27 protein-coding genes and 1 pseudogene are annotated in these 25,093 nt (G+C 61.1%); 7 read left to right on the forward strand and 21 right to left on the reverse strand.

The features are described from left to right. Positions 1 to 11: 11 nt before the first annotated feature. Genes purU through J4E63_RS09615 form a run of 5 tightly spaced genes read right to left on the reverse strand, consistent with a single transcriptional unit; the run spans position 12 to position 4,538 of the window. Complete coding sequence (purU, locus tag J4E63_RS09595; protein ID WP_060742967.1) at positions 12 to 878, reverse strand: formyltetrahydrofolate deformylase; 867 nt, start codon at positions 876 to 878, stop codon at positions 12 to 14. A gap of 30 nt (positions 879 to 908) precedes the next feature. Continuing rightward, the gene (locus J4E63_RS09600) at positions 909 to 2,039 is read right to left on the reverse strand and encodes an aminomethyltransferase family protein (protein ID WP_207281736.1); all 1,131 of its coding nucleotides are present in this window, start codon (positions 2,037 to 2,039) and stop codon (positions 909 to 911) included. 34 nt (positions 2,040 to 2,073) lie between these two features. Continuing rightward, positions 2,074 to 3,090, reverse strand: a complete 1,017-nt coding sequence (locus J4E63_RS09605) for a DUF3445 domain-containing protein (RefSeq protein ID WP_207281737.1) — start codon at positions 3,088 to 3,090, stop codon at positions 2,074 to 2,076. Positions 3,091 to 3,099: 9 nt separating this feature from the next. After that, a complete protein-coding gene (locus J4E63_RS09610) occupies positions 3,100 to 4,029 on the reverse strand; it encodes a PDR/VanB family oxidoreductase (RefSeq protein ID WP_207281738.1) in 930 nt (309 codons plus the stop codon). After that, positions 4,026 to 4,538, reverse strand: a complete 513-nt coding sequence (locus tag J4E63_RS09615; protein WP_207281739.1) for a dimethylamine monooxygenase subunit DmmA family protein — start codon at positions 4,536 to 4,538, stop codon at positions 4,026 to 4,028. Before J4E63_RS09615 ends, J4E63_RS09610 begins: the two co-directional genes overlap by 4 nt. 223 nt (positions 4,539 to 4,761) lie before the next feature. On the opposite strand from J4E63_RS09615, the gene J4E63_RS09620 reads away from it, so the two are divergent. The 3 genes from J4E63_RS09620 to J4E63_RS09630 are packed head-to-tail and all read left to right on the forward strand — an operon-like array spanning position 4,762 to position 7,309. Then, the gene (locus J4E63_RS09620) at positions 4,762 to 5,907 is read left to right on the forward strand and encodes an ATP-binding protein (RefSeq protein ID WP_404943324.1); all 1,146 of its coding nucleotides are present in this window, start codon (positions 4,762 to 4,764) and stop codon (positions 5,905 to 5,907) included. Next, positions 5,876 to 6,547, forward strand: coding sequence for a response regulator (locus J4E63_RS09625; RefSeq protein WP_207281740.1), 672 nt, complete (start codon positions 5,876 to 5,878; stop codon positions 6,545 to 6,547). The genes J4E63_RS09620 and J4E63_RS09625 overlap by 32 nt, the downstream gene beginning before the upstream one ends. Beyond that, on the forward strand, positions 6,548 to 7,309 hold the full coding sequence (locus tag J4E63_RS09630; protein ID WP_207281741.1) for a PAS domain-containing protein: 762 nt from the start codon (positions 6,548 to 6,550) through the stop codon (positions 7,307 to 7,309). A gap of 93 nt (positions 7,310 to 7,402) precedes the next feature. Here J4E63_RS09630 and J4E63_RS09635 read toward each other — a convergent pair whose 3' ends face one another. Then, the gene (locus J4E63_RS09635) at positions 7,403 to 8,302 is read right to left on the reverse strand and encodes an AraC family transcriptional regulator (RefSeq protein ID WP_207281742.1); all 900 of its coding nucleotides are present in this window, start codon (positions 8,300 to 8,302) and stop codon (positions 7,403 to 7,405) included. Positions 8,303 to 8,459: 157 nt separating this feature from the next. Here J4E63_RS09635 and J4E63_RS09640 point away from each other — a divergent pair, with 157 nt between their 5' ends. After that, positions 8,460 to 9,218 (forward strand): SDR family NAD(P)-dependent oxidoreductase, encoded by a 759-nt coding sequence (locus J4E63_RS09640; protein ID WP_207281743.1) that lies wholly within the window; start codon positions 8,460 to 8,462, stop codon positions 9,216 to 9,218. A gap of 249 nt (positions 9,219 to 9,467) precedes the next feature. Beyond that, positions 9,468 to 9,551: pseudogene (locus tag J4E63_RS31215) on the forward strand (diguanylate cyclase); the annotation flags it as partial. A 74-nt stretch (positions 9,552 to 9,625) separates the two neighbouring features. Here the strand turns inward: J4E63_RS31215 and J4E63_RS09645 are convergent. The 7 genes from J4E63_RS09645 to ribBA form a co-directional block, all read right to left on the reverse strand. Continuing rightward, complete coding sequence (locus tag J4E63_RS09645; RefSeq protein WP_207281744.1) at positions 9,626 to 10,669, reverse strand: LLM class flavin-dependent oxidoreductase; 1,044 nt, start codon at positions 10,667 to 10,669, stop codon at positions 9,626 to 9,628. Between the two features lie 36 nt (positions 10,670 to 10,705). Continuing rightward, complete coding sequence (locus J4E63_RS09650) at positions 10,706 to 11,191, reverse strand: flavin reductase family protein (RefSeq protein WP_207281745.1); 486 nt, start codon at positions 11,189 to 11,191, stop codon at positions 10,706 to 10,708. Positions 11,192 to 11,289: 98 nt separating this feature from the next. Beyond that, complete coding sequence (locus tag J4E63_RS09655) at positions 11,290 to 12,444, reverse strand: ABC transporter ATP-binding protein (protein WP_207281746.1); 1,155 nt, start codon at positions 12,442 to 12,444, stop codon at positions 11,290 to 11,292. Between the two features lie 17 nt (positions 12,445 to 12,461). Then, a complete protein-coding gene (locus tag J4E63_RS09660) occupies positions 12,462 to 13,271 on the reverse strand; it encodes an ABC transporter permease (RefSeq protein WP_074877303.1) in 810 nt (269 codons plus the stop codon). A gap of 6 nt (positions 13,272 to 13,277) precedes the next feature. Then, on the reverse strand, positions 13,278 to 14,222 hold the full coding sequence (locus J4E63_RS09665; RefSeq protein ID WP_207281747.1) for an ABC transporter permease: 945 nt from the start codon (positions 14,220 to 14,222) through the stop codon (positions 13,278 to 13,280). Beyond that, positions 14,219 to 15,244 (reverse strand): ABC transporter substrate-binding protein, encoded by a 1,026-nt coding sequence (locus tag J4E63_RS09670; RefSeq protein ID WP_207281748.1) that lies wholly within the window; start codon positions 15,242 to 15,244, stop codon positions 14,219 to 14,221. The genes J4E63_RS09665 and J4E63_RS09670 overlap by 4 nt, the downstream gene beginning before the upstream one ends. Before the next feature lie 301 nt (positions 15,245 to 15,545). Beyond that, the gene (ribBA, locus tag J4E63_RS09675) at positions 15,546 to 16,655 is read right to left on the reverse strand and encodes a bifunctional 3,4-dihydroxy-2-butanone-4-phosphate synthase/GTP cyclohydrolase II (RefSeq protein WP_207281749.1); all 1,110 of its coding nucleotides are present in this window, start codon (positions 16,653 to 16,655) and stop codon (positions 15,546 to 15,548) included. Positions 16,656 to 16,726: 71 nt separating this feature from the next. Here ribBA and J4E63_RS09680 point away from each other — a divergent pair, with 71 nt between their 5' ends. Continuing rightward, the gene (locus tag J4E63_RS09680) at positions 16,727 to 17,023 is read left to right on the forward strand and encodes a DUF1330 domain-containing protein (RefSeq protein ID WP_207281750.1); all 297 of its coding nucleotides are present in this window, start codon (positions 16,727 to 16,729) and stop codon (positions 17,021 to 17,023) included. 104 nt (positions 17,024 to 17,127) lie between these two features. Here the strand turns inward: J4E63_RS09680 and J4E63_RS09685 are convergent, their stop codons facing one another. The 8 genes from J4E63_RS09685 to J4E63_RS09720 all read right to left on the reverse strand — a co-directional run bounded on the left by J4E63_RS09685 (position 17,128) and on the right by J4E63_RS09720 (position 23,837). Further along, complete coding sequence (locus J4E63_RS09685; RefSeq protein ID WP_207281751.1) at positions 17,128 to 17,691, reverse strand: NUDIX hydrolase; 564 nt, start codon at positions 17,689 to 17,691, stop codon at positions 17,128 to 17,130. Position 17,692: 1 nt separating this feature from the next. Beyond that, entirely contained in the window at positions 17,693 to 18,445 is a 753-nt protein-coding gene (locus J4E63_RS09690) for a GntR family transcriptional regulator (protein WP_207281752.1), read from the reverse strand. 60 nt (positions 18,446 to 18,505) lie between these two features. Continuing rightward, the gene (locus J4E63_RS09695; protein WP_207281753.1) at positions 18,506 to 18,910 is read right to left on the reverse strand and encodes a carboxymuconolactone decarboxylase family protein; all 405 of its coding nucleotides are present in this window, start codon (positions 18,908 to 18,910) and stop codon (positions 18,506 to 18,508) included. A 202-nt stretch (positions 18,911 to 19,112) separates the two neighbouring features. Next, positions 19,113 to 19,598, reverse strand: a complete 486-nt coding sequence (locus tag J4E63_RS09700) for a flavin reductase family protein (RefSeq protein ID WP_123344292.1) — start codon at positions 19,596 to 19,598, stop codon at positions 19,113 to 19,115. Positions 19,599 to 19,610: 12 nt separating this feature from the next. Then, positions 19,611 to 21,092, reverse strand: a complete 1,482-nt coding sequence (locus J4E63_RS09705) for an aldehyde dehydrogenase (protein ID WP_207281754.1) — start codon at positions 21,090 to 21,092, stop codon at positions 19,611 to 19,613. Then, positions 21,089 to 21,922, reverse strand: a complete 834-nt coding sequence (locus J4E63_RS09710; RefSeq protein WP_207281755.1) for an alpha/beta fold hydrolase — start codon at positions 21,920 to 21,922, stop codon at positions 21,089 to 21,091. The genes J4E63_RS09705 and J4E63_RS09710 overlap by 4 nt, the downstream gene beginning before the upstream one ends. Before the next feature lie 43 nt (positions 21,923 to 21,965). Further along, on the reverse strand, positions 21,966 to 22,556 hold the full coding sequence (locus J4E63_RS09715; RefSeq protein WP_018927718.1) for an amino acid synthesis family protein: 591 nt from the start codon (positions 22,554 to 22,556) through the stop codon (positions 21,966 to 21,968). A 231-nt stretch (positions 22,557 to 22,787) separates the two neighbouring features. Further along, positions 22,788 to 23,837 (reverse strand): LacI family DNA-binding transcriptional regulator, encoded by a 1,050-nt coding sequence (locus J4E63_RS09720; protein ID WP_207281756.1) that lies wholly within the window; start codon positions 23,835 to 23,837, stop codon positions 22,788 to 22,790. 162 nt (positions 23,838 to 23,999) lie between these two features. On the opposite strand from J4E63_RS09720, the gene J4E63_RS09725 reads away from it, so the two are divergent. Then, the gene (locus tag J4E63_RS09725; RefSeq protein ID WP_207281757.1) at positions 24,000 to 25,088 is read left to right on the forward strand and encodes a fatty acid desaturase family protein; all 1,089 of its coding nucleotides are present in this window, start codon (positions 24,000 to 24,002) and stop codon (positions 25,086 to 25,088) included. Positions 25,089 to 25,093: the final 5 nt, after the last annotated feature.

The following is a 25,093-nucleotide window of genomic DNA, read 5'->3' on the forward strand; positions in this document are numbered from 1 at the left end:
AAAAGGCTCGCTCAGCGAAAAATCACCGTCTTGTCCTGGTTGATGAATACCCGGTGTTCCAGGTGGTATTTCAGGGCTTTGGAAAGGGCGACGGTTTCGGTGTCGCGGCCGATGGCAACCAACGAATCAGGCAGGTGGGTGTGGTCGACGCGCTGGATTTCCTGCTCGATGATGGGGCCCTCGTCGAGGTCGCTGGTGACGTAGTGGGCGGTGGCGCCGATCAACTTCACGCCACGGTCGTAGGCCTGGTGATAGGGCTTGGCGCCCTTGAAACCGGGCAGGAACGAGTGATGGATGTTGATGGCCCGGCCGGACAGCTGCTGACACAGGCCGTCGGACAGAATCTGCATGTAGCGGGCGAGCACCACCAGATCGGTCTGAGTGTCCTCGACGATGCGCATCAACTCGGCTTCCTGGCTGGCCTTGCTGTCCTTGGTGATCGGCAGGTAGATGAAGCGAATGCCTTCGCGTTCGGCCATGGCTCGCAGGTCCAGGTGGTTGGAGACCACTGCGGTGATGTGCATGTCCATCTCGCCTTTGCGGTGGCGGTACAGCAGGTCAGTCAGGCAGTGGTCGAACTTGCTGACCATCAGCAGCACCCGGGTCGGTTGACTGCTGCAGAACAGCTGCCACTGCATGTCGAAGCCGCCGGCCAGGTTGCCCAGACCTTTGCGTAGAGCGTCGACATCGCCGGTTACGCCGGTGTTGAAACGAAACACCGCGCGCATGAAAAACTGCCCGGTGAACTCGTCGTCGAATTGCGCCAGCTCGCTGATGTAGCACTGCTGTCCGGCCAGGCAGGTGGTGATCGCGGCAACGATGCCGGACGCTGCCGGGCAATTGATCTTGAGAATGTAATGTTCGCTGGAAGTGTCCATCGAAGGTCCCTTGGATAAAGTGTTGGAGGCTCAGCCCTTGGCCGTGCGCTTGGTTTTTTCCGGGTCGTCGAAGGGCAGGGCGTGGGTCACGGCGGCGCTTTCCTGGCTGCCGCGCACCTGCAGGGCAACGCCTGGATTCGAGCAGGCGACGCTCATCCGGGCGATGGCCATGGAGCGCTTGCTCAGGCGCGAATACATGCCGCAGGTGATCACCCCGACTTGCTGGTTGCCTTGCCACAAGGTGTCCCCGGCCTCCGCGGCGCGGACGCCTTCGAGCAACACGCCGGTGATCTTGAAGCGCTCCTGGCCGCGCAACCGGAAGTGCTCTTCGGCGCCACGGAATTCGCGCTTGTCCGGGGAAACGGTGAAATCCAGGCCCATTTCCCACAGGGTGTCGCCAGCCTTCTGATCGGCGAAGGGGTACATCTGCGAGTTGTCGTAGGGGAAAAACATCAGCGAGCTTTCCACCCGCAACCAGTCCAGGGCGGTAAAGGCGCAAGGGATGATGCCCAGGCCGGCGCCTTGTTCGAGGATCGTGTCCCACAGCGCCGGGGCATCGGCGGCCTTGCAGAAGATCTCGTAGCCGCGTTCGCCGGTGTAACCGGTGCGAGAAATCATCACCGGGCGATCGAACAGGCGGGTTTGCAGGTGATGGAAATAGGGCAGCTGACGGATTCCGGGGACGTGCTCGGCGAGAAAATCCACCGCCAGCGGCCCTTGCAGTGACAGATCGTGCAAGTCGTCATCGAACAGCACCGCCACCTGGCGACCCTGCGATGAACGCACCAGCATTTCGTGGCCACTGCCGGCACCATGGACCACCATGAACGCGTTGGGACCGGTGCGATAGACGATGCAGTCATCGACGAATTTTCCGTCCTCGTCGAGCATCGAGGCATACACCGACTTGCCGGGGTAGAGCTTGGCGATGTCGCGGGTGGTGGCCCACTGCAGCAGGCTCTCGGCGTGGGGGCCGACGTAGTGGACTTTTTTCAGCCCGGACACGTCCATCAGCCCGGCCCGGGTGCGGATTGCCTGATGGTGATCGGCCAGGTCGCTGTCGTAGGTCCAGGCAGTGCCCATGCCGTTCCAGTCTTCCAGGTTCGAGCCGAGTGCGCGGTGCCGTTCGGCCAGCGCGGAAATACGCCATGAATGCGTCATGTGAAGATCCTTGTCGGGAAAAGTAGGTGAGGGGTCAGGCTTGCGGGTCGAAGCGGCTCAGCCACTCCACCAGGGTCTGTCGATAACGACTCATGCCCTTGTAGTCGGCGATCGGCTCGGGCAGGTCGCGCAGCACACGGTGCAGGCGGCAGCCCCAGCCGGGCTGGGTGACCAGTTCCTGCATGCTGATCAGGTAGGTACGGATGCTGAACATCACCGCGTTGCTGCGCGGCAGACGGGCCATCACTTGCAACTCGACCCGCAGGTGAACCTGCTGCCCGACGTTTTCGGCGCTGATGCGGCCGCGGTCGGCGCCCCATTCATGGAAAGTCTCGGGGGAGGAGTCCAGGCGCGGATTGATCGTCAGTGTCCAGTTCAGGCGCCGCACCGGCTGCCCCGTTTGCAGGTTGAGCAGGTACTTCAGCGCGCGGTCGAAAATGCCCATCTGATGGGCCATGGGCACCGGTGAATGCCATTGCTTGAAACTCATGCCGGCGTCGAAGGCCAGGGACCAGTCGGCCGGGCTGGTGACCAGGCCGGCGTCCATGTACAGATCGCCGTCGCGTTGATCGAGGAGGGCGAAATCCCCCTGTACCTGTCGGCCAATGAACTCCAACGGTTCGCAGGGCAGGCTGGTGGCATCCCCGAACACAAAGTGCTGATCGATGTTCAGCAGCGTGTTGCGCCAATGCCAGCGATCATCGTCACGCACCAGCGAGAACCACTGCGGATAATCCGCGGCGAGATGTTCCATGAGCATCTGCAGCGCATCCCAGGCTGCCACTTGCATGTGCGGCATCACCAGGTAGCGGCGCGGATCCTTGTCCAGTACCAGGGCGCGTTCGGCCATTTCCGAACGGTAGTGTTCGTCGATGTCGAACCCGTGCTGGTAAACCGAGCCTGGGTCCCGCGAAATCGCCGGCTCGATGTTCACCGAGTACAGGTAGCTGTCCTCGGTGAAAGGGAAGGGAAAACGGCGGATGGCCGTGGGGCTGTTGCGAAAACTGAAGTCGTCTCGGTAACTCTGCAGGGGGCTTGATTGAATGGTCATGGTCGACTCCTAAAGATCCAGCGAAACGCAAGGGCCGCGGCCGCGGGAGACACAAGGCATGAGAAAGTCAGCCTGCTCGGCGGGGCTCAGGAAACTGTCGCGGTGTTCGATGTCGCCGCCCACATGGCGGGTCATGCATTGGCCGCAGACGCCGCCACGGCACAGGTTGGGGATCTGCAGTCCGGCGGACTCCAGGGCTTCGAGCAGGCTTTGTTCGGCGCCGACGCGTAAGCGCTGGCCGCTGCGCAGCAGTTCCAGGTCGAAGGATTGGCCCGGTTGTGCGGCATTGAAGGCTTCCCAATGCACCCGGCCCGGCGGCCAGCCAAGGGCCCTGGCCTGTTGCCGAACCGCATCGAGCAACGGTTGCGGACCACAGGTGTAAACGTGGCTGCCCAGTGGTCGATCGCGCAGGATCCGGCTCAGGTCCGGGCGGCTGGCGTAGGTGTGCAGGCGTGATCCCAGCCGTTGTTGCAACGCCTCGACATAGGCATCGCTCAGGCCAGGACGACAGAGGTAGTGCAATTCGAAGTGAGCCTGGCGTTGTTCAAGGGCCGCGATGTAGGTCATGAACGGCGTGATGCCGATGCCTCCGGCGATCAGGATGTGCAGGCTGGCGGTCGAGTGCAGGGCGAACAGATTGGCCGGCGGCGAAATCTGCAGCCTGTCCCCGACCTGGACCTGCCGATGCAGGTAGTGCGAGCCGCCGCGGGAGGCCTCCTGCAGGCGTACAGCGATGCGGTAATGCTGGCTGTCCGCCGGGTCGCTGGTGAGTGAATAGGCATTGCGCAGCGTGCCTTCGGCCAGTGGCAGGTGGACCTGCACATGACTGCCGGGAGAGAAAGCCGGCAGGGGCCCGGCGCACGCCTGCAGGGTGAATTCGCGCACCACTGGGGTGAGCATTCTCGCTGCGCTGACCCGCACTTCGATGGCGGCGCTCATGGCCGGACTCCGCCATAAGGCTGGTCGGGGTTGGTGCAGACGCCGAGGTACGCCCCCAGGCGGCGGGAAAAATGTTCGCGGACTTCCAGCCCTACGTCGCAACCGAGGCAAGTCAGCAGCGCCTCTGGCCCGGCGACCTGCGTCAGGCCGCAGTGCACGCAATACACCCGGCGCGCACCGGCAATCGTGCGGATGATGTCGATCTCGTCATTTTCCATTCCGGCGCTGCGGGCCTCGCCGTGGATGCGCCAGATAAAGGCCTCGTCGCCCATGATGTAGAGATGGCTGCCGATGGTCGCGCCAACCAGCACCTGATGCAGGCGCCGGGAAAAGTCGGCGCTCTCGCCATCCAGCACCAAGGGTTGTTCCAGTTCCCCGACAAAGGGCGAGCAGGCGGCCGCCGATTGCATGGCCACGATGTGCCGGGTGACGCTTTCACGAGGCAGCGGCTGGCGATAGCGCGGGAGGCTGTGAAGTCGGTCCGGGGCGGCGCTGTGTCTATCCGTCATGGGGATTTTCCTGGCTGATCCGCGTCTGTCGAAGCGCGAGAAAGGTGGCGTTGGATTGGGCGTTTGTTTCCTGTTGGGGAAGATACTTTCCTATGGGGAAAATCTTCTCAATCCGGAAAAAGGGCTATGTCTTTGGAGATAAGCCCTGCGCAACGCTTGTTCGGGGCATGGAAGTTGCTGGTCTTTACTCATGGCTGAGCAACCGGACGGGGAGTTATCGAGAGTGCGAACACGACCGCAGTGGTGGCCGCTCTGGTTGGGGCGTATCCGCCCCGAGCAGGCGCGCAGCGTGCGCAAACTGCTGGCCGGGTTGCCCTTGTGTCAGGTGCACGCTGACGGTGCCTTGTCGGGTTTTCTGGATCGTTTCGAAGCGCTGCTGCCAACCTGCAGACTGAATCTGATCCTCGATGGCGAAGACCTGGGGCCGGCACGGCGCGGATTGCTCGAGGGCTGTCAGGACGTTGCGCGTTGCCCCTGGCGTGACTCGACACTGCCGGATGCGGCTCAGGCCTGTGGGCCTTGCCGGCAACGGGGCGTGCATCGACTGCTGTGTGCCTTGCCGCATAGCGACGATTCGAGCAACGGGGTGTTGTTGCTCGATACCCCACATCCGGTCCACGCAAGCTGGCGCCAGTTGGTGGAGGAGGCGGCGCAGGCGGTCTGCGTCACGGTGCGCTTGCGCGGCTACACCCGTGAACAACAGCGCAAACAGGCTACATCCCGGCACGGCGCCCTGGCCCGCGAGCTGCATGATTCGGTGGCTCAGCAGTTGGGCTACCTGTCGTTCCAGGCGCGTTCGCTGCAGTCGCAGTTGGGCGAGCCCGCGCAGGCCAGCGCCGTATTGCAAGAACTGTGCGGCGGCTTGAGTCAGCTGCAGCGTCAGGTGCGCGAGCTGATCACCAGCGCTCGTCTGACCATGGACGGGCGTTCGCTGCGCCAGGCGCTTGCCGATTCTATCGCCGAGTTCTCGCGACGCTGCATCATCGTTTTTGAACTGGACAATCGCCTGGCTGATGACGCTTTGAGCCCGGAAACTGAATTACAGATTCTGCAGATCATTCGCGAGGCACTGGCCAATGCGGTACGCCATTCCCATGCGCGGCATGTGCGCATCGAGTTGCGGCAGAACCAAGACGGTGATGCTTCTGTTTCGGTGGAGGATGACGGCATCGGACTGAGCCCGGCCTCAGGGGAGGAAAATCATTTCGGCCTGGCGATTATCCGCGAGCGCGCCGCGAGCATCGGCGCCCGACTGACCATTGAGGCGATCCGCCCGCACGGGGTCCGCGTACACCTTGGACTTCGCCGTCACCAAGACCTGCCACAGGGGAGTTTCGATGGACTGCACGACCTTATTACTGATCGATGATCACCCGCTGTTCCGCAAGGGACTGGCACAGCTGTTCGGTGCCAGCGACGACTTCGAAGTGGTGGGGCAGGCCGCCAGTGGCCGCGAAGGCATCAACCTGGCCGTGAGCCTGGCGCCGCAGCAGGTTTTGCTTGATCTGCACATGCCCGGTTTGAGCGGTTTGCAGGTGCTCGACGAACTGCGTCAGTTGCGCCTCGATTGCCAGGTGGTGGTGCTCACCGCATCGATGGATCGCGCCGAACTGTTGACCGCCCTGCGCCTGGGGGCCAGTGGTTATGTGCTCAAGGAAACCGAGCCTGATGCGTTGTTGGACTACATGCGCAATTGCCACAAGGGTGCGATCGTTCTGGATTCAACCCTGATTGCGCTGCTGGCCGATCAAGGCGAGTCGATGACCCGGCCTGCGCACGATTCGGCCCCGCTCGACACCGGCAACCTGACCGAGCGCGAGGGGCAGACCCTGGCCCTGATCGCCGCTGGCATGAGCAATAAACAGATCGGCCGGGAACTGGGGATCAGCGATGGCACGGTCAAAATCTATGTGAGAAATCTGTTGCAGAAGCTCAACCTGCACTCGCGCCTGGAGCTGGCGGCGTGGGTGCACAACGGCACATCGATGAGACACGAGGAGCGTCATTAGATGATGGAACGGGCCGAGGCATTTGGGCAGACACTGCCCTTGCACCTGATGGATCGCTTTCCGGCGGCGTTGCTCCAGTTGAGCGATAACGGACAGATCGTCCATTTCAATCTGGCCTGGGTCGAGCTGATGGATCTGCCGGGTACGGAACGCAACCTCATCGACTATGTGCATCACGAAGACCGTTCGTTGTGGCGCCAGGCGCTGCATGAATTGCGTCGGCGTCCCGAAACCTCGTTCAACCAGCGGTTGCGGTTTGTTCACCCTTCCGGGGAACTGCGCTGGTTCGACATCAGCCTGAAGCGCGGGCCTCAGGGTTTTTATCTGGTGGCCGGCGACATCACTGCGCACAAGCGGCGTGAAATTGCCTTGCAGGCCAGCCAGCGCAGCAGCATGAGCTTGCTCGACAGCATGCCGGGGCTGATCTATCGCGGCCGCAACAACCGCGACTGGACCATGGAATTCGTCAGTGCCGGTTGCCTGCAACTGACCGGATATCCACCGGAACGGCTGGTGGATAACCATGAGTTCACCTACAACAGCCTGATTCTGGCCCAGGATGCCGATTACGTCTGGCGCGAGGTGCAATATGCCTTGTCACGGCAGGAACCGTTCGAACTCAATTACCGGATTCGCTGCGCTGATCAATCGATCAAGCATGTCTGGGAAAAGGGCGTCGGGATCTATGCCGATACCCGCGAAGTGTTGGGTATCGAGGGGGCGATTTTCGAGCGCAGCACTGGCCCGAACTTGGGGCGCTGAACGGATGCAATGTCTGTCGTTAATCTGGCTCTGGCTAAGAGTCTGGATGGACTTACCAATCACAGTGCGTCCAAGACGGTTCTCATGTGCCGTTCATGCCGTGCCCGAAGCCCCGATCGCCCGTCGTATCTTACGAACGTCCCGTGCCGGCGATGCACCGAATTGCCGCAGGTATTCGCGACTGAACTGCGATGCGCTTTCATAGCCCACAACGAACGCCACGTCAGACGCGCGATGCTCGCCGGCCAGCAACAGCTGGCGAGCCTCCTGCAACCTGAGTTGTTTCTGATACTGGAGAGGGCTGAGTCCGGTCATCGACACGAAATGGCGATGCAGGCTTGCCCGGCTCATGCCGCTGACATCGCACAATGCCTCGATGCGAAGTCGGTTCTTGTAGTTGTCCCTGATCCAGGCGACAGCCTGCCGGATGCGACTCAGTGCACCATCGGGCTGGGCAATCTGACGCAACAGTCGCCCTTGGGGGCCCTGCAGGAGACGATAAAGCAATTCCCGTTCGACCATGGGGCCGAGCACCGGGATATCGGCAGGCGTGTCGAGCAGCGACAACAGGCGCAGCAACGTATTGCGCAGCGACTCGGTCATTGGGTTGATCGTGATGCCGATCCCTTTCTGTTCGCTCTCGTGAACCGGCGTCATGGTCGCCGCCAATTCCGCCAGTAGGGCCGGATCCAGCACGAGCGATACCGCAACGTAGGGCTGCCCATTTTCAGCATCCAGGATCTGGCCCATCAACGGCAGGTCCAGCGCGCTGATGAGGTATTGCTCACTGTCGTAGCTCAGCAGGCTGTCGTTGATTGCAACGCGCTTGGAGCCTTGCAGGATGAAGCAGATCATCGAGCGGTACAGGCAGGGTGCCTTGTTTGTAGAGCCCTGTCCGACGCAAAGGTCTACGCGGGGGATCCGTGTGGTCGTCAAGCCCGGTGGCGCATGGCGCAAGGCGATTTCGAGATGGGGGGCTAGGCGATTGTTCATCAGGCGATTATGCCCTCGCTCAGCCATCACGCAAGATGATTGAGACAATCAGGCAAGCAATTGAGCTGATCGGACGTGGGTGACAGCCCGTTCATTGCTTATCTTGGACCGCTCAAGAAGGCGTCGAACGGCGCGCCCAACCTAGCAGAGACAGTCCATGCCCCATCCGATCGCACTCATCACCGGCGCCAGCCGTGGCCTTGGCCGTAACATGGCGCTTCACCTCGCCAAGCGCGGCGTCCACATCATCGGTACCTATCGCAGCGGCGGCGCAGAAGCCCAGACGCTGAAGCAGGAGATCGAGGCTCAGGGCGGCAAGGCCGCGATGCTGCCGCTCGACATCACCGATACCGCCAGCTACCAGGATTTTTCAAATGCACTGACAGCGACACTGAAGACCGACTTCGGCCGTGAGCGCTTCGACTTCCTCGTCAACAACGCCGGCAATGGCCTCTTCGCGAACTTTACCGACGCGACCGAAGGTCAGTTTGATTCACTGGTCGCTACGCACCTTCGCGGACCGATTTTCCTGACGCAAAAGCTGTTGCCGCTGGTGGAAGACGGCGGTCGTATCCTGAACGTCTCCTCCGGCTTCGTGCGCTTTACGCTGCCGGGGTACAGCCTTTATGCGGCGGTCAAGGCCGCCATTGAGGTGCTGACCCGTTTCATGGCGGTAGAGCTCGGTTCCCGCCAGATTCGGGTGAATGCGATTGCCCCGGGTGCCATCGCCACCGATTTTGGCGGCGGTGTCGTGCGCGACAACCAGGATGTCAACGCCTATGTGGCGCAGGGCATCGCGCTGGGTCGTGTGGGGCTACCGGACGATATAGGCGGGGCGGTAGCCGCTATCCTGTCCGATGACATGGCCTGGGCCAACGGGACGACTTTTGACGTTTCGGGCGGGCAGTTGCTGTAGCCATCGACGACAAGGTTACAGTCGATACCGTCTGTCACGCCGGCAGACCAAGCGATTCCCGATACTGCGTTTCATCGACCTCGCTCAGCGTCGCATAACCGTCGTAATGGTAGATCCTTCGCCCAGCCATGCCCACAGGATTCGAACGTAGCCGCTTGGGCCCTACGAATCGGCTCCGGGGGATGGTAGAAAACCCTGTGACAGAACACGGTCTTTCCGTCAGTCAGGTAGGGTGAGTCCAGTGAGCGGAAGGGTGTCGGGATCTATGCCGATACGAGGGATGTGTTGGGGATAGAGGGCGCTATTTTCGAGCGCGGGGCGGGTCGGCCCTGAAGGAATATGGGGTCTGTAAAGCACATCAGTCAAGTGTGGGGGCGGGCTTGCTTGCTCCCACATTGAACCTTGTGTTAACGAAACGCCGGCACCACCTGTTTGATAAACAGCTCCAAGGATTTTTTCTTCTCCGCATGGGGCAAGCTGTTGTCGCACCAGAAGCTGAACTCATCGACCCCGAGTTCCTGGTAATACTTGATGCGCGGGATGATTTCTTCCGCGGTGCCGATCATGGCGGTCTTGTGCAGACTCTCCAGTTCGAACTCCGGGCGAGCGGCGAACTTTTCTTCCGGGCTCGGCGCCAAGAAGCCGTTGACCGGTACTTCCTTGTTGCCGAACCAGGCATCGAAGGTGCGATAGAACTTGGAGATCGCCTTGGCCCCGACTTTCCAGCCTTCCGGGTCATCGACGGCGTGGACGTGGGTGTGACGCAGCACCATCAGTTGCGGACGTGGTACGTCCGGGTTGTTGTCCAGAGCCGCCTGGAATTTGTTCTTCAGGTCGAGGACTTCTTCGTCGCCTTTCATCAGCGGCGTGACCATGACGTTGCAGCCGTTGGCCACGGCGAAGTTGTGTGAGTCCGGGTCGCGAGCGGCGATCCACATCGGCGGATTAGGCTTCTGGATCGGCTTCGGCACGCTGGTGGACGTCGGGAATTTCCAGATATCGCCGTCGTGGGTGTAGTCGCCTTGCCACAGGGCGCGCACCACCGGAACCATTTCCCGCAGGGCTTGACCGCCGGATGAGGCAGGCATGCCGCCGGCCATGCGGTCGAATTCCACCTGGTAGGCGCCACGGGCCAGGCCGACTTCCATGCGACCGTTACTGATCACGTCCAGCAGCGCGCATTCACCGGCGACCCGCAACGGGTGCCAGAACGGCGCGATGATGGTGCCGGCGCCGAGGTGAATAGTGGTGGTCTTGGCGGCCAGGTAGGCCAGCAGCGGCATCGGGCTCGGCGAGATGGTGTATTCCATGGCGTGGTGTTCGCCGATCCAGACGGTGCTGAAGCCACCGGCCTCGGCCATCAGAGTCAGTTCGGTCAGGTCTTGGAACAACTGGCGGTGGCTGACACTTTCGTCCCAGCGTTCCATGTGCACGAACAGGGAAAACTTCATGACGCTTACCTCGGATCTTTGTTATTGACTGTCGGTTCAGGCGAGGACGGGCAGGGCGCCCATCTTGCCGTGGCAGTACACCAGGGGACCGGCGGTGTGCTGCGGCACTATCAGGTTCTTCACGGCGCCGACCATGATCGCGTGGTCGCCGCCTTCATATTCGCGCCATAGCTCACATTCGATGACGGCCGTGGCGTTGGCCAGAATCGGATTGCCCAGCTCGCTCAACGTCCATTCGATCCCTTGCGCCTTGTCCTTGCCTTTGCGGGCAAAGGCATAGGCTTCGCTTTGCTGACCGCCGGAAAGTACGTGGATGGCAAAGCGTTTGTTCTTGATCAATACGGGATAGGAGTCGGAACTGTAGTTTGGGCAGAACAGCACCAGGGCCGGGTCCACGGACAGCGAGCTGAACGCGCTGGCCGTGAGGCCGACGATTTGCCCGTCGTCATCCAGCGTGGTGATGACCGTTACCCCGGACGGGAACGAGCCCATGACTTGTTTGTAGATGGCGGCATCGATCATTGGACGGTCCTCTGGTGTTGTACTACGGTTTTTATGATCTTATTGGTATTATGGTATACCGTAATATACTGTTTGCAAGCGCTTTTTGTGAGGCTGGATCAGTGGGCGCCAGCGGCCTTGTTCAGATCGCTTTCGGCCCATTGGGTGTACACGCAAGCATCCGCAGCGGCCCAGCGTACTCGCACCGGGTCGCCGGCTTTTAGAGGCATGCCTGCGGCAGAGAGGGCCTTGACGGTCATGGCGGTGCTGCCCGACGTCACCACGCTGCAAGTCTGGCTTTCACCGAGAAAGAGCATTTCCACGACCTTGGCCGAGACTTCATTCCAGCCTGTCGCCAACGGTTCCTGCGCAGCTTGCTCAATACTCAAGGCCAACGCTTTCTCCGGTCGCACCATCAGCAAAACATCCTGATCAGTCTGCAAGCCTGCGGTCAGTCGAATCGACAGAGACTGACCTTCAAACGAAGCCACCGCATTGCCCTGGGCCTTGAGCTTGAGGAAGTTGGAGTTGCCAAGGAAGGAGGCAACGAAGGCATTTGGCGGGTTCTGATACAGGTCAAAACCGCTGCCCAAACCGACGATTTTGCCGTGGCTGAAAATCGCGATGCGTTGAGACAAACGCATGGCTTCTTCCTGGTCGTGGGTCACGTAAATGATGGTGATGCCCAGACGCCGATGCAGCTGACGCAGTTCGTCTTGCAAGTCTTCGCGGAGTTTTTTATCCAGGGCCCCGAGGGGTTCGTCCATCAGCAGGATGCGTGGTTCATAGACCAGCGCCCGAGCGATCGCTACCCGCTGTTGCTGGCCACCGGAGAGTTGCGAAGGGCGGCGATGCGCAAATTGCTCAAGCTGCACCAGCTTGAGCATGGCATCGACCCGACGCTCACGTTCGCTGGCGGCCAGCTTGCGGATGGCCAGGGGGAACGCGATGTTGTCGCGCACTGACAGGTGCGGAAACAGCGAGTAACGCTGGAACACCATGCCGATGTCACGCTTGTGCGGCGGTACGTTGACCAGCGACTGGCCATTGACCTGGATCTCGCCGCTGCTCGGGGTTTCGAAGCCGGCGAGCATCGACAGGGTGGTGCTTTTTCCGGAGCCGCTGGAGCCGAGGAAGGTCAGGAATTCACCGTCCTTGATGTCCAGTGAGATGTCGTCCACGGCGGCAAAGTCGCCGTAGTACTTGTTCAGGTTGCGCAGGCTGACCAGCGGTTTGTCGTTCTGCTGCGCGGAATCTTTGATGACGGCACTCATGTAGTACTCCTGTGCGCTCAGGCGCTGATTTGATTGCGCCGGCGAACGGCGGCGGCGATGACCATGACCAATACCGAGAGACCGATCAGCAGCGTCGAAGCGACGGCAATCACGGGGGTCAGGTCCTGGCGCAGGGTGGTCCACATTTTCACGGGAAGGGTTTGCAGGGTCGGGCTGGCCATCATCACGCTCAGCACCACTTCATCCCACGACACCAGGAACGCGAACAGCGCACCGGCGACCATGCCAGGGCGGATTGCCGGAAAAGTCACCTTGAATACCGCTTGCAGTCGCGAGGCGCCGCAGATCACTGCAGCATCCTCGATGGACTGATCGAACAGCTTCAGCGAGTTGATGATCGAGATGATCGTGAATGGCAGCGCCACGATGACGTGGCTGACCACGAAAGCGAACATCGTCCCGGTGTAGCCGAGTTTGAGAAACAGCGCGTACACCGCCACGGCGATGATCACCAGGGGCACGATCATCGGCAGGGTGAACAGACCGTAGAGCATTTCCCGTCCCGGAAAGCGCCCGCGTACCAGGGCAAAAGCGGTCGGCAAACCCAGGGCTACGGCGCAGATCGTGGTCAGCACGGCGACCTTGAGGCTGGCCATGGCTGCGTTCATCCAATCGGGATTGGAGAAGAACTGGCCGTACCATTTCAGCGTCCAGCCCGGCGGCGGAAACACCAGCCACTGAGAGGAGCCGAAGGACAGCAGCACGATGAACACGATCGGCAACAGCAGGAACAGCGCGATCAAACCGGTCGTGAAATACAGGCCGAAACGCATGCGCCGGCTCATGGCATTGGGGGTCAGGAGCATGACGGCTTACCTCGCGTTGCTGGCGCCAACCGGGGATTCCGGCTGGAGCTTCAGGTAGAAGTAGAACAACACCAGCGTGATCACGATCAGCAAGGCTGCACCGGCGCTGGCCAGTCCCCAATTGAGGAACGACTGCACCTGCTGAATGATGAACTCCGGCAGCATCATGTTCTGCGCGCCGCCCAGCAATGCCGGGGTCACGTAGTAACCGAGGGACATCACAAACACCATCAGGCCGCCGGAGAACAGCCCCGGCCGGCACAGTGGCAGGAACACCCGGAAGAAGTTGGTCCAGGGGCTGGCGCCGCAAATCGAACCGGCTTGCAGAATCATTGGGTCGATGGCCTGCATGGTTGCCTGCAACGGCAGCACGATGAACGGAATCATGATGTAACTCATGCCGATCACCACGCCGGTCAGGTTGTGCACCATTTCCAGTGGCTGATCGATGATGCCCATTGCCATCAGTGTTTTGTTGATTACACCGGACGCCTGCAACAGCACCAGCCAGGAATAGGTCCGCGCCAACAGGCTGGTCCACATCGACAGCAGCACAATGTTGAGGACCCAGCGGCCCCAGCCACGAGGCACCAGCGTGATCGCCCACGCCAGAGGAAAGCCCAGCAGCAGGCTGAACAGGGTCACCAGCCCGGCCACCGAGAAGGTGTTGAGCAAGACCCGGGCGTAAGCCGAGTTGGCGAACAGTTGTTCGTAGTTTCCCAGGCCCGGTACCGGTTCCAGTACGCCCCGCAGCAGCAGACCAATCAACGGCGCCAGAAAGAACAGGCCGAGAAACAGCAGGGCGGGGAGCAGGTTGCTCGAACCGCGCCAGCGCTGCGCCAATGAAGAGGATTGGTTCATTACAGCCGCCTTGCCGGGAACCGCTCCGGCAGCGCCAGTGGCGCTCCCGGTCGGAGTAGGTTGGCGGGACGCTGTTGCCGTCATTTTCATTTGACCAGCCATTCGTTCCACCGTGTCGCGATGGCGGGACCGTTCTTGGCCCAGTACGCGAAATCAAGAGTGATCTGATCCTTGGTGTAGGCAGTCGGCAGGTTAGGGGCGAGCACCGAATCCAGGCGCGCCACGCTGTCGACGTTGACCGGCGCATAGGCGGTCAGGTTGGAGAAGTCAGCTTGTCCTTTGGCGCTGCTGGCGTTGGCCAGGAACTTCATGGCAGCCGCCTTGTTTTTCGAACCTTTTGGAATGACCAGGATGTCGGCCATGACGAGGTTCTGTTTCCAGCTCACGCCCACCGGTGCGCCATCCTGTTGCAACGCGTAGATCCGGCCGTTCCAGAACTGCCCGAGGCTTGCTTCACCCGCGGCCAGCAACTGTTGCGACTGCGCGCCGCCGCCCCACCAGACGATGTCTTTCTTGATGGTGTCGAGTTTCTTGAAGGCGCGATCCAGGTCCAGCGGATACAGCTTGTCGGCGGGTACACCGTCGGCCAGCAGAGCCAGTTCGAGCACGCCGGGGCTTGGCCATTTGTAGAGAGCGCGTTTGCCGGGATAGGTCTTGGTGTCGAACAGCGCGGACCAATCCTGAGGTTTGGCGGCACCGAGCTTGCCTTCGTTGTAACCGAGGACGAAGGAGAAGTAGAACGAGCCGACACCATGGTCAGAGACGAAGCGAGGATCGATTTTATCGCGCTGGATCACCGAGAAATCGAGGGGTTCGAGCAAGCCTTCAGCCGCCGCGCGCAAGGCGAAATCAGCCTCGACGTCGACCACGTCCCATTGCACGTTGCCGCTTTCGACCATGGCTTTGAGTTTGCCGTAGTCGGTAGGACCATCCTGGACCACGGTGATGCCGCTGGCCTTGCTGAACGGATCGGCCCAGGCCTGCTTCTGTGCATCCTGGGTGCTGCCGCCCCAGCTGACGAAGTTGACGCTTTCGGCCGCCATTGCCACATGGCTGACCGTGGTCAACAAGCCCGCGAACAGTACTGCGGTTACACCTTTGTTCAACACCATTTTCACGCCCTCATTTGTTGTGTTTTTGAGCGGGTTTGGTAATGCCCGCCTATCGGGAGCAGTAGGTCCATTGGGGCCTCTAAAGGCGGCCATGCCAAGGGCTGTTATTGGTGCTTTCCCTGTAGGGGGCACTTGGCTGAAGCGTTAGGCCTATGGAATATCATATTATGGTATTCCAAGCTTTGTGCAAGCACTTTGCCTTACCGGCTATCAGCCAAAAACGGTTTTTTGTGGCGAAGGACAGGTCTGATGACAGTTTAGTCGGCGAGTTAACCGCTTTTCGTAGGAGCCTGCCCCGGACTCATCCGGTGAACGGGATGCTCTCGACCACTTCCAGGTCGTAACCGGTCAAGCCTGCGTATTTCAGCGGTGGGCCGAGATGACGCAACTTGCCCACGCCGAGATCCTGCAGAATCTGCGCACCGGTCCCTACTTCAGAATAGATGCGCGACTGCGAACGGCTGAACTGTCGTGGCGGCTGGGTGAGTTGGGGCACCCGTTCCAGCAGCGCTTGCGACGACTCATGGTTGGCCAGCACGACCACCACGCCGCGACCTTCTTCAGCCACCCGTTGCAGCGCGGCCCACAGCGTCCAGTTGGACGGGCCGCTGTATTGCGCACCGACCAGATCGCGCAGCGGGTCGATCACATGCACCCGCACCAGGGTTGACTCTTCCCGACAAATATCCCCCATGACCATCGCCATGTGCACGCCACCTTCGATGCGGTCCTCGAAGGTGATCAGCCGGAAAGTCCCATGCACCGTCGGCAATTCGCGTTCGCCGATGCGCACCACGGTGTGTTCGGTGCTAAGTCGGTAGTGGATCAGATCGGCGATGGTGCCGATCTTGATTCCATGTTTGCGTGCGAAGACTTCCAGGTCAGGGCGGCGAGCCATGGTGCCGTCGTCGTTCATCACTTCGACGATCACCGAGGCTGGGGTGAAGCCGGCCAGGCGGGCGAGGTCGCAACCCGCTTCGGTGTGGCCGGCGCGGGTCAGAACGCCGCCTTCCTTGGCGCGTAGCGGGAAGATATGGCCGGGCTGCACAATGTCCGTGGGACCTGCATTGGCAGCAACGGCGGCGGCAACGGTACACGCCCGATCGGCGGCGGAAATACCGGTGGTCACGCCCACGGCGGCCTCAATGGATACCGTAAACGCGGTGCTGAATACGCTGCCATTGCTCGGCACCATCTGCTCCAGCCCCAGGCGCTGGCAGTGTTCGTCGGTCAGGGTCAGGCAAATCAATCCGCGCGCTTCACGGGCCATGAAGCTGATGGCCTCGGCGGTGCAGCGGTCGGCGGCGAGCAACAGATCGCCTTCGTTTTCCCGGTCCTCGTCATCGACCAGAAGCACCATCTTGCCTTGCCGGTAATCTTCGATGATTTCTTCGATGCTGTTGAAGGCCATGCTGGAACTCTCAGTGTTTGGTAGGTATATTTATTGGTATACCATAATACAGAATAAACCGAGAGGTCACTATGAAGGCGTACTGGATTGCTCACGTGGATGTCACCGACCCCGACCAATACAGTCAATACACCCAGCGCGCCCCGGCGGCGTTCGCTTTATATGGCGGGCGGATGTTGGCCCGGGGCGGGCGTAGCGAAGCGATGGAAGGTCGGTCCACGCCGCAACGCAGTGTGGTCATCGAGTTCGATTCTTACGAGCAGGCGCTGGCCTGTTATCACAGCGAGCAATATCAGGAGGCGAAACGGCACCGCGAGGGCGTGGCCCGGGCCGAGGTGATCATTGTCGAGGGTGTGATTCCACTGTAGGAGCTGTCGAGTGCAACGAGGCTGCGATCTTTCCCCTGCCAATTGAGTCTGGAGCGAAAGATCAAGATCAAAAGATCGCAGGCTTCGCCAGCTCCTGCAGGGGCTTAGCGGATGAAATGGATCTTGCCGCTGTCGTCGTTGCCGATGTAGATGCCGTAGACCCCGGCCTGGCGCTCCTCGATATAACGCTCGAGGATCTGTCGGATGGCCGGGTAATAAATGCTGTCCCAGGGAATGTCTTCGGGGGCGAAGAACTGGCAGGCGAGGGTTTCCGGGCCGAACTGGCCGGTGATCTCCACCGCGATGGCGCGGAAGATGATGTACACCTCGCTGATCTTCGGCACGCTGAAGATGGAGTAGGGCGAGACGATCTCGGCGCGTACGCCGGTTTCTTCCCAGACTTCCCGCAGTGCCGCCTGTTCGGTGGTCTCGCCGCCTTCCATGAAGCCGGCCGGCAGGGTCCAGGTGCCGGGACGCGGTGGAATGGCGCGTTGGCATAGCAGGTATTTACCGTCCTGCTCGATGATGCAGCCGGCAATGATCTTCGGGTTGACGTAATGGATGTAGCCGCAGCCGCCGCACATCAGGCGCTCATGGGTATCGCCCGGTGGCAGGCGGTGACTCAAGTCACTGCCGCCACACTTTGGACAAAAGCTCGGGCTGAACATATCAGCGACCTATGCGCGGTTCTTTCAAGGCGATGGGCGCCGTGATTTCAGGGATGTCACCGGTCTCTTCCTGCTTGCGCTTGAGGTATTCCAGGGCGACCTTGGCGGCGGCGCGCACGTGGTCGACGCACGCCTGGTGGGCGGCCAGGGGGTCGCCGCTCTTGATCGCGTCGACCATGCGTTCCATTTCCTGGTTACTGCTGCCGCGCCGGTTTTCCTGGGACACCGACGTCGCCCGCAGGTAACTGATGCGGGCCTGCAGCTGGCGCAACTGGGTGGCGGCGACATGGTTGCCGGAGCCTTCGAGCAGCACGTCGTAGAAGCCTTGCACCGAATCGATGACTTGTTGCAACTCGCCATCCTTGAGGGCCTTGCGGTTTTCCTCGAGGGCTTTCTCCAGCGCCTTGATGTCCTTGGCCTTGGCCCGCAGGGTGAACAGCTGGACGATCAAGCCCTCGAGCACGCAACGCAATTCATAGATATCGCCGGCATCGGCCAGGGTAATGATCGCCACCCGCGGGCCTTTCGCATCGGCGAACTCCACCAGGCCTTCGGATTCGAGGTGGCGCAAGGCTTCGCGCACCGACGTGCGGCTTACGCCCAGGCGATCACATAAGTCCCGTTCCACCAGGCGATCTCCCGGCAAAAGCTGGAAGTTCATGATGGCGCTTCGCAGTTTATCCAGCACGATTTCGCGCAGGGTGATGGGGTTGCGATTGACCTTGAAGCTGTCGTCGAGTGGCAGGCGTTTCATGGGGTCCGCTCTGTAATATGGCTGTCCATGCCAAACGGGCAACATTCGTGCACGTTCAGATCAAACAGCCGAGGGTTGACTGGGGGCCTCGGCATCGGCTTCGGCGAAGGCTTCACGGGCAAGCCGGAAACTGTCCACGGCCGCGGGGACACCGCAATAGATACCGACTTGAAGCAGAATTTCGCGTATTTGCTCACGACTCAGGCCGTTACGCAAGGCGCCACGCACATGCAGCTTGAGTTCATGGGGGCGATTGAGCGCCGAGATCATCGCCAGGTTAATCATGCTGCGTTCCTTGAGCGACAGCCCCTCGCGACCCCAGACATGGCCCCAGCAGTATTCGGTGACCATTTCCTGCAAGGGCCGGGTGAAGTCGTCGGCGTTTTTAATGGAGCGCTGCACATAGGCTTCGCCCAGCACCTGGGTGCGGATCTTGAGGCCTTGTTCGTATTTATCGTTGCTCATCGCTGTGTGCTCTCAAAATCGTCGATATAGGCTGGCTGGCTAAAGAGTTGCTAGGCTACCGGGCTCATGCGCGCTCCCTGAAAAAGTGAAGAACCTGTGGGAGCGAGCTTGCTCGTGATGAGGGCAGCACATCCAACATCCATGTGACTGACACACCGCTATCGCGAGCAAGCTCGCTCCCACAGGGGGAGGTGTATAGCCATCAGGCCAGCGCGGGCAGCGGGCCCAGCTTGCCTTTGTGGTAGATCATCGGTGTCACCGGTTGCTGCGGCAGAATCAGATTCTTCACCGCGCCGACGATGATCGCGTGATCGCCGCCGTCGTATTCACGCCACAGCTCGCACTCGATGATGGCCGTGGCCTTGCCCAGCAGCGGGTTGCCCAACTCACTGAGGTGCCAGTCGATGCCTTTGGCCTTGTCCTTGCCTTTCCCTGCAAACGCATAGGCTTCGGCAGTCTGGTCGGCGGACAGCAGATGAATCGCGAATTGCTTGCTGTCACGCAGGATCGGGTACGTGTCGGAGGCGTAGTTGGGGCAGAACAGCACCAGTGCCGGATCAATCGATAGCGCACTGAAGGCGCTGGCGGTGATGCCGACGATATTCCCATCCGGGTCCAGGGTGGTGACCACCGTGACGCCGGAAGGGAAGGAACTCATGACTTCTTTGTAGATGCCGGGTTCGATCATTTCTCAGGACTCCTAGCGCATCACGAACGGATCAGGCATGGGCGCCTGGGAAAGATTGATCCACACCGTTTTCAGTTCGGTATAGGCCAGCACTGAATCGATGCCGCTTTCGCGTCCGTAGCCGCTGTTCTTGAAACCGCCGATGGGCGCCATGGCCGAGACCGCGCGGTAGGTGTTGACCCAGATGATCCCGGAGCGCACATCCCGGGCCAGGCGATGGGCACGGCCCAGGTCGCGCGTCCAGATGCCGGCGGCGAGGCCGAACTGTGAGTCGTTGGCAATCGCCAGGGCCTCGGCTTCGTCCTTGAATCGGATGACCGACGCCACCGGGCCGAAGACTTCTTCCTGCATGATTTTCATCGAGTTGCGATCGCATTCGAACAGGGTCGGTTCGTAGAACCAGCCTTCGCCCAGGTTCTGCGGACGCTTGCCGCCCAGGCGCAAGCGAGCGCCTTCGGCGATGGCATCGGCGACCAGGCCTTCGACCACCGCCAGTTGTTGTGCGGTGGCCATCGGCCCCATTTCGCTGCTGTCTTCCTGCGGGTTGCCGATGCGGATGCGCTTGGCGCGCTCGACCAGGCGCGAGACGAATTCGTCGTAGATTTCGTCTTGCACCAACAGTCGCGAGCCGGACACGCAGCTCTGGCCCGATGCCGCATAGATCCCGGCAATCGCACCGTTGATGGCGCTGTCGAGGTCGGCGTCGGCAAAGATAATGTTCGGTGACTTGCCGCCCAGTTCCAGGGACAGCTTGGCGAAGTTCTCGGCGCTGCTGCGCACCACATGCCGGGCCGTGGCGGCACCGCCGGTGAAGGCGATCTTGCGCACCAGCGGATGGCGGGTGAGGGCGGCGCCGGTGCTTGGGCCGTAACCGGTGACGACGTTGACCACCCCTGGCGGGATGCCGGCTTCCAGGGCCAGGCGAGCCAGTTCGAGAATGGTCGCCGAAGCGTGCTCGGACGGTTTGATCACGATGGTATTGCCGGCCGCCAGCGCCGGTGCCAGTTTGATCGCCGTCAGGTACAGCGGGCTGTTCCAGGGAATGATCGCCGCGACCACACCCATGGCTTCGTGCACGGTGTAGGCGAACATGTCCGGCTTATCCAGCGGCAGCGTGCCGCCTTCGAGCTTGTCGGCCAGGCCGGCGGTGTAGTGGAAGAACTCCGGCAGATAGCCGACCTGGCCGCGGGTTTCGCGAATCAGCTTGCCGTTGTCGCGGCTTTCCAGCTGGGCCAGTTGTTCTTTGTTCTCGGCGATCAGGTCGCCCAGGCGGCGCAGCAGTTTACCCCGTGCGGTGGCGGTCAAACCGCGCCAGGCCGGGCTGTCAAAAGCGCTCTGCGCAGCCTGCACGGCGCGCTCGACATCGGCTTCGTCGGCGTCGGGCAATTCGGCCCAGGGTTGCGCCAGGGCTGGGTTCAGGCTTTGGAAGGTTTTGCCGGACAGCGCATCGACCCATTCACCGCCGATGCACATCGAAAAACGTGCGAGTGTCATGCAACGATCCCCTTTATTGGATTTTGTCGGGCGTTTGCCGTGTCGAGAAACGCCAGCAGCAACTGGTTGACCAGGCGCGGCGATTCTACCGGCATCATATGTCGTTGCTCGGCGAGCACGGCAACGGTGGCGCCGGGAATTCGCTCGGCCAACTGCCGGGCCATTTCCGGCGTCGAGCCCGGGTCCAATTCACCGGTGGCGATCAGCGTCGGTACTTGGATGTTGCCCAAGTCATCGGCGCGGTACATGTCCTGGGTGGCGAACAGTTCATAGGTGGTCAGGTAACCTTGCGGATCGTTCTGCGCCAAGGTCTGGCGCAGCGCGGCAATCTGCGCCGGGTTGGCCGCCTGGTATTCGCGGCTGAACCAGCGCGACAAGGCGGCCTCGGCGTTGGCGTCCGGTCCGTGCTCGGCGGCTTGGGCGGTGCGGGCGATGACCCCGGCGCGCTGTTCGGCGCTGCGGTTGAACACGCTGTTGAGCACCACCAGGCCTTGCAGGCGTTGCGGGTAATGCAAGGCAAAGGCCCGCGCCACCAGGCCGCCCATAGAAAAACCGATCACGCTCGCCTGGGGCAATTGCAGGTGGTCGAGTAGCTCGAGCAACTGATCGGCATAACCGAGCAGGGGCGTGCCGCTTTCCGGGCGAGGGCTGGCGCCATGGCCGAGCATGTCGTAGGCAATCACGCGGTACTTCGTGGCCAGGCCAACGACCTGGCCGCCCCACATTTCTTTATTCAGGCCCACGCCGTGGATCAGGACCACGGGCTGGCCTTGGCCGGTCGCCAGGTAACTGGTGCCCGCCGGGGTGAGTTCAGCGGTGAGCCGAATCATGGAGCGCTCCTGCATGCCTTTTTGTTGTTCTTACCGACCTTGATTATTGGGCGTTTTCAGCGGCCAGTTCTTCGAGATCGATGTAACGGTTGCCGATGCGAGGGTGCAGGCGGCCGCCATCGGCGCAACCCAGAACAACCACGATTTCGTCGGCACGCGGTGCATCTTCGATCTGCATTTCCAAGGTGATGTAGTGCGAACGCAGGCCTTCGTCGTCCTTGTGCATCATCGGGATCTGGATCGAGGTGCCCGGCCCGCCGCGCTTGTTGGTGAAGCTCAGGTAGCTCTTGGCTTTCACCGCTTCGCGGTAATGGTTGCCGAAGCGCAGGGTATGGATGACGGCGGAGGCGTGTTCGATTTCACCGTCGGCGCCCACTACGGCGGCCTTGCCATAAGCCTCGATCTTCTCGGCGCCGCCGATGATGCCCACCAGACGCTCGACCATCAGCGCCCCGAGGTCGGAGCAGTTGGCGCGAATTTCCGGCTTCAGGTCTTCGACAAAGCCGCGACCCAGCCAAGGGTTTTTCATCACGACGGCCAGCCCGACCATGGTCACGGGCTTGTCGGCAGCCTTGCCGCCTTCGATAAAGGTTTCTTCGACGTAGCTGACGATCTTGCGGATTTCGAAACTCATGAGCTGCTCCGTGTAGGGTAGGAATGTCTATGCGTCTGATGGTATACCATAATACCTGAAGCACAAGTCCCTGGAACGGGTTTCTGGTCGGAAGTTGATAAAAGGAGGGAAGGTATTGCTCCGTTGCTCGGAGTACAAAGAGGGGACTGAATGCGCAGAAGTCAGCTGAAGCCGTAGTAAGTGGCGGTTAACCGCGCCATCAAGGGCCGAACAGGTTGTGCCGCCAGCCCATCAGCTTTGGGAATTCTCCGATGTCACAATCTGCAGCGGAATATGCACCCGGTGGCGCACAGGATCGAACTGCTCCGCAGTCTGCAATTCCACCAGTAGATCCACCAGCGCCGTTGCAGTCTGGCGCGGCTGAGAGTCGATCACCACGTCGACCAAACCCTGGGCCAGGGCTTGGCGTGACAGCTCGGTGGACTCCTGCAAAATGCAGCACAGCGTCGGGCGCTTGGGCAGTTGCGCCAACGCGTTGATAATCCCGTCGCCACCGCCGCCTACCACGCATAGCCCGCGCAAATCGTCATGCCGAACCAGCAGGTCGAGGGTTGCTTCTTCGGTGATGTCGCAGTTGTCCAGATTGATCAGCGGCTCCAGCGGGCGCAGCCCAGGTGCGTGTTCGGCCAAGTAACTGTGCAAGCCTTCGACCCGCGCCTGGTGGCCAAGAAAGCGATGACCTCCGAGCAGAATGCCGATGCTGCCTTTGCGCGCGCCACAGGTGCGGGCCAGCAGCCACCCCATCGTGCGCCCGACGACGTGATTGTCTTGGCCGACATAGGGCTCGGTCGCCGCCTCATGAATGCCCGACAGCAGTGCCACCACGGGCACGCCGGCCTCGCGAATCTGGGCAAGGGCGGCGTTGATCTGCGGGTGGGCGAAGCTGACCACCGCTAGGCCGTCGCACTGCACCGCCAACTGTTCGATCTGGGCGATGATGGCGCTGGGGGTGCGATCAAAAACGTATTCGAATTGGCAGGTCAGGTTGGCCCCGACCTGGCGTTGCGCGGCCTCGGTGATGGCTTGGGCCAGGTTGGCGTAGAACGCCTGGGCGGTGCCCAGCAGCAGGATGCCGAAACGGTACGTGGGGCGACGTTCGAGAATACGTTGGCCGATCAGCCGTGCGGCAAAATAGCCCACGGCTTCTGCGGCCTGAAGCACCTGTTCGGCAGTGGCGGGATTAACCGGGGCGCGAGCGTTGAGCACGCGGTCGACGGTGGCGACACTTAAGCCTGCGTGTTTGGCGACCGTGGCGATGGTGGGGCGTTTATTGTTATTCATGATGGACCTTCAAAGCGTCTTGATAGAAAACTATCAAGCCCTGCAGGAGCTGGATGATAGCTTGATAGGGAATGTATTCAAGGCCTTGAGAGGGCCTTTCACGCTCTCTATATTTTCTTACGCAAGGCACCTGACATCTCACGCTTGCGGAGAACAATAACAATGTCTCAAGACAACACAGCCTCTACTCGGGACTATCGCCTGACCGGCCCTGAAGCCGCCCGCGCGGCTGAAAAGGGCCTCGTATCGGCCAGTTGGTACCAGTCGCCCATCTCCCGTCAACGCATGAAGCAACTGATGCAGCGCCGCGACGGCCCGGCCTTGCTCGACACCGCCATCTGGCTGCTGACCCTGCTGATCACCGGCTTCGGCGGCTACTGGTTCTGGGGCACTTGGGCTTGTGTGCCGTTTTTTCTTGCGTATGGCGTTCTGTACGCCACCGCCTCCAACCCGCGCTGGCATGAAAGTGGCCACGGCACGGCTTTCAAGACTCGCTGGATGAATGATGCGCTCTACCAGGTGGCGAGCTTCATGTGCATGTTCGAGCCCCATGTGTGGCGCTGGAGCCATGCCCGGCACCATACCGACACCATCGTCGTCGGCCGCGATCCGGAAATCGTCGAACCGCGTCCACCGAGCTTGTTCATGATGCTGCTGAGCCTGTTCCAGATCCCGTTGCTGCTGAAGACGATGGGAGGCGTGTGCCGGCACGCGGTTGGCAAAATGGATGCCCAGGAACAGACGTTCATCCCTGAGTCCGAATGGTCCAAGGTGTTCCTGGCGGCCCGTATCTGGCTCGTGATTTACGCCGTTGTCTTTGGTGCGGCGCTTTACCTGCACAGCTGGTTGCCGCTGATGTATATCGGCCTGCCCATCCTGTATGGCGGCTGGTTGTCCTACCTGTTTGGCCTCACCCAACATGTAGGCCTGGCGGAAGATGTGCTGGACCACCGTAGCAACTGCCGCACCATCTATATGAACCGGGTACTGCGCTTTCTGTACATGAACATGAATTATCACCTTGAGCACCACATGTACCCGATGGTGCCGTACCACGCCCTGGCGCAACTCCATGAAGAGATCCGCCACGACTGCCCGCCGCCTTACGCCAACATAGGTGAGGCCTTCAAGGAAATCATTCCGACCCTCTTGAGGCAGCGCAAGGACCCGACGTATTTCGTGCGACGCCCCGTCGGTAGCCCAAGGCCTGCCACCGACGCTCATCCACAGGCTGAAGCCACCCTGGGCTGACACCT

It is taken from the genome of Pseudomonas sp. FW300-N2F2 (genome assembly GCF_017351655.1).
Lineage (GTDB): Bacteria > Pseudomonadota > Gammaproteobacteria > Pseudomonadales > Pseudomonadaceae > Aquipseudomonas > Aquipseudomonas fluorescens_AA.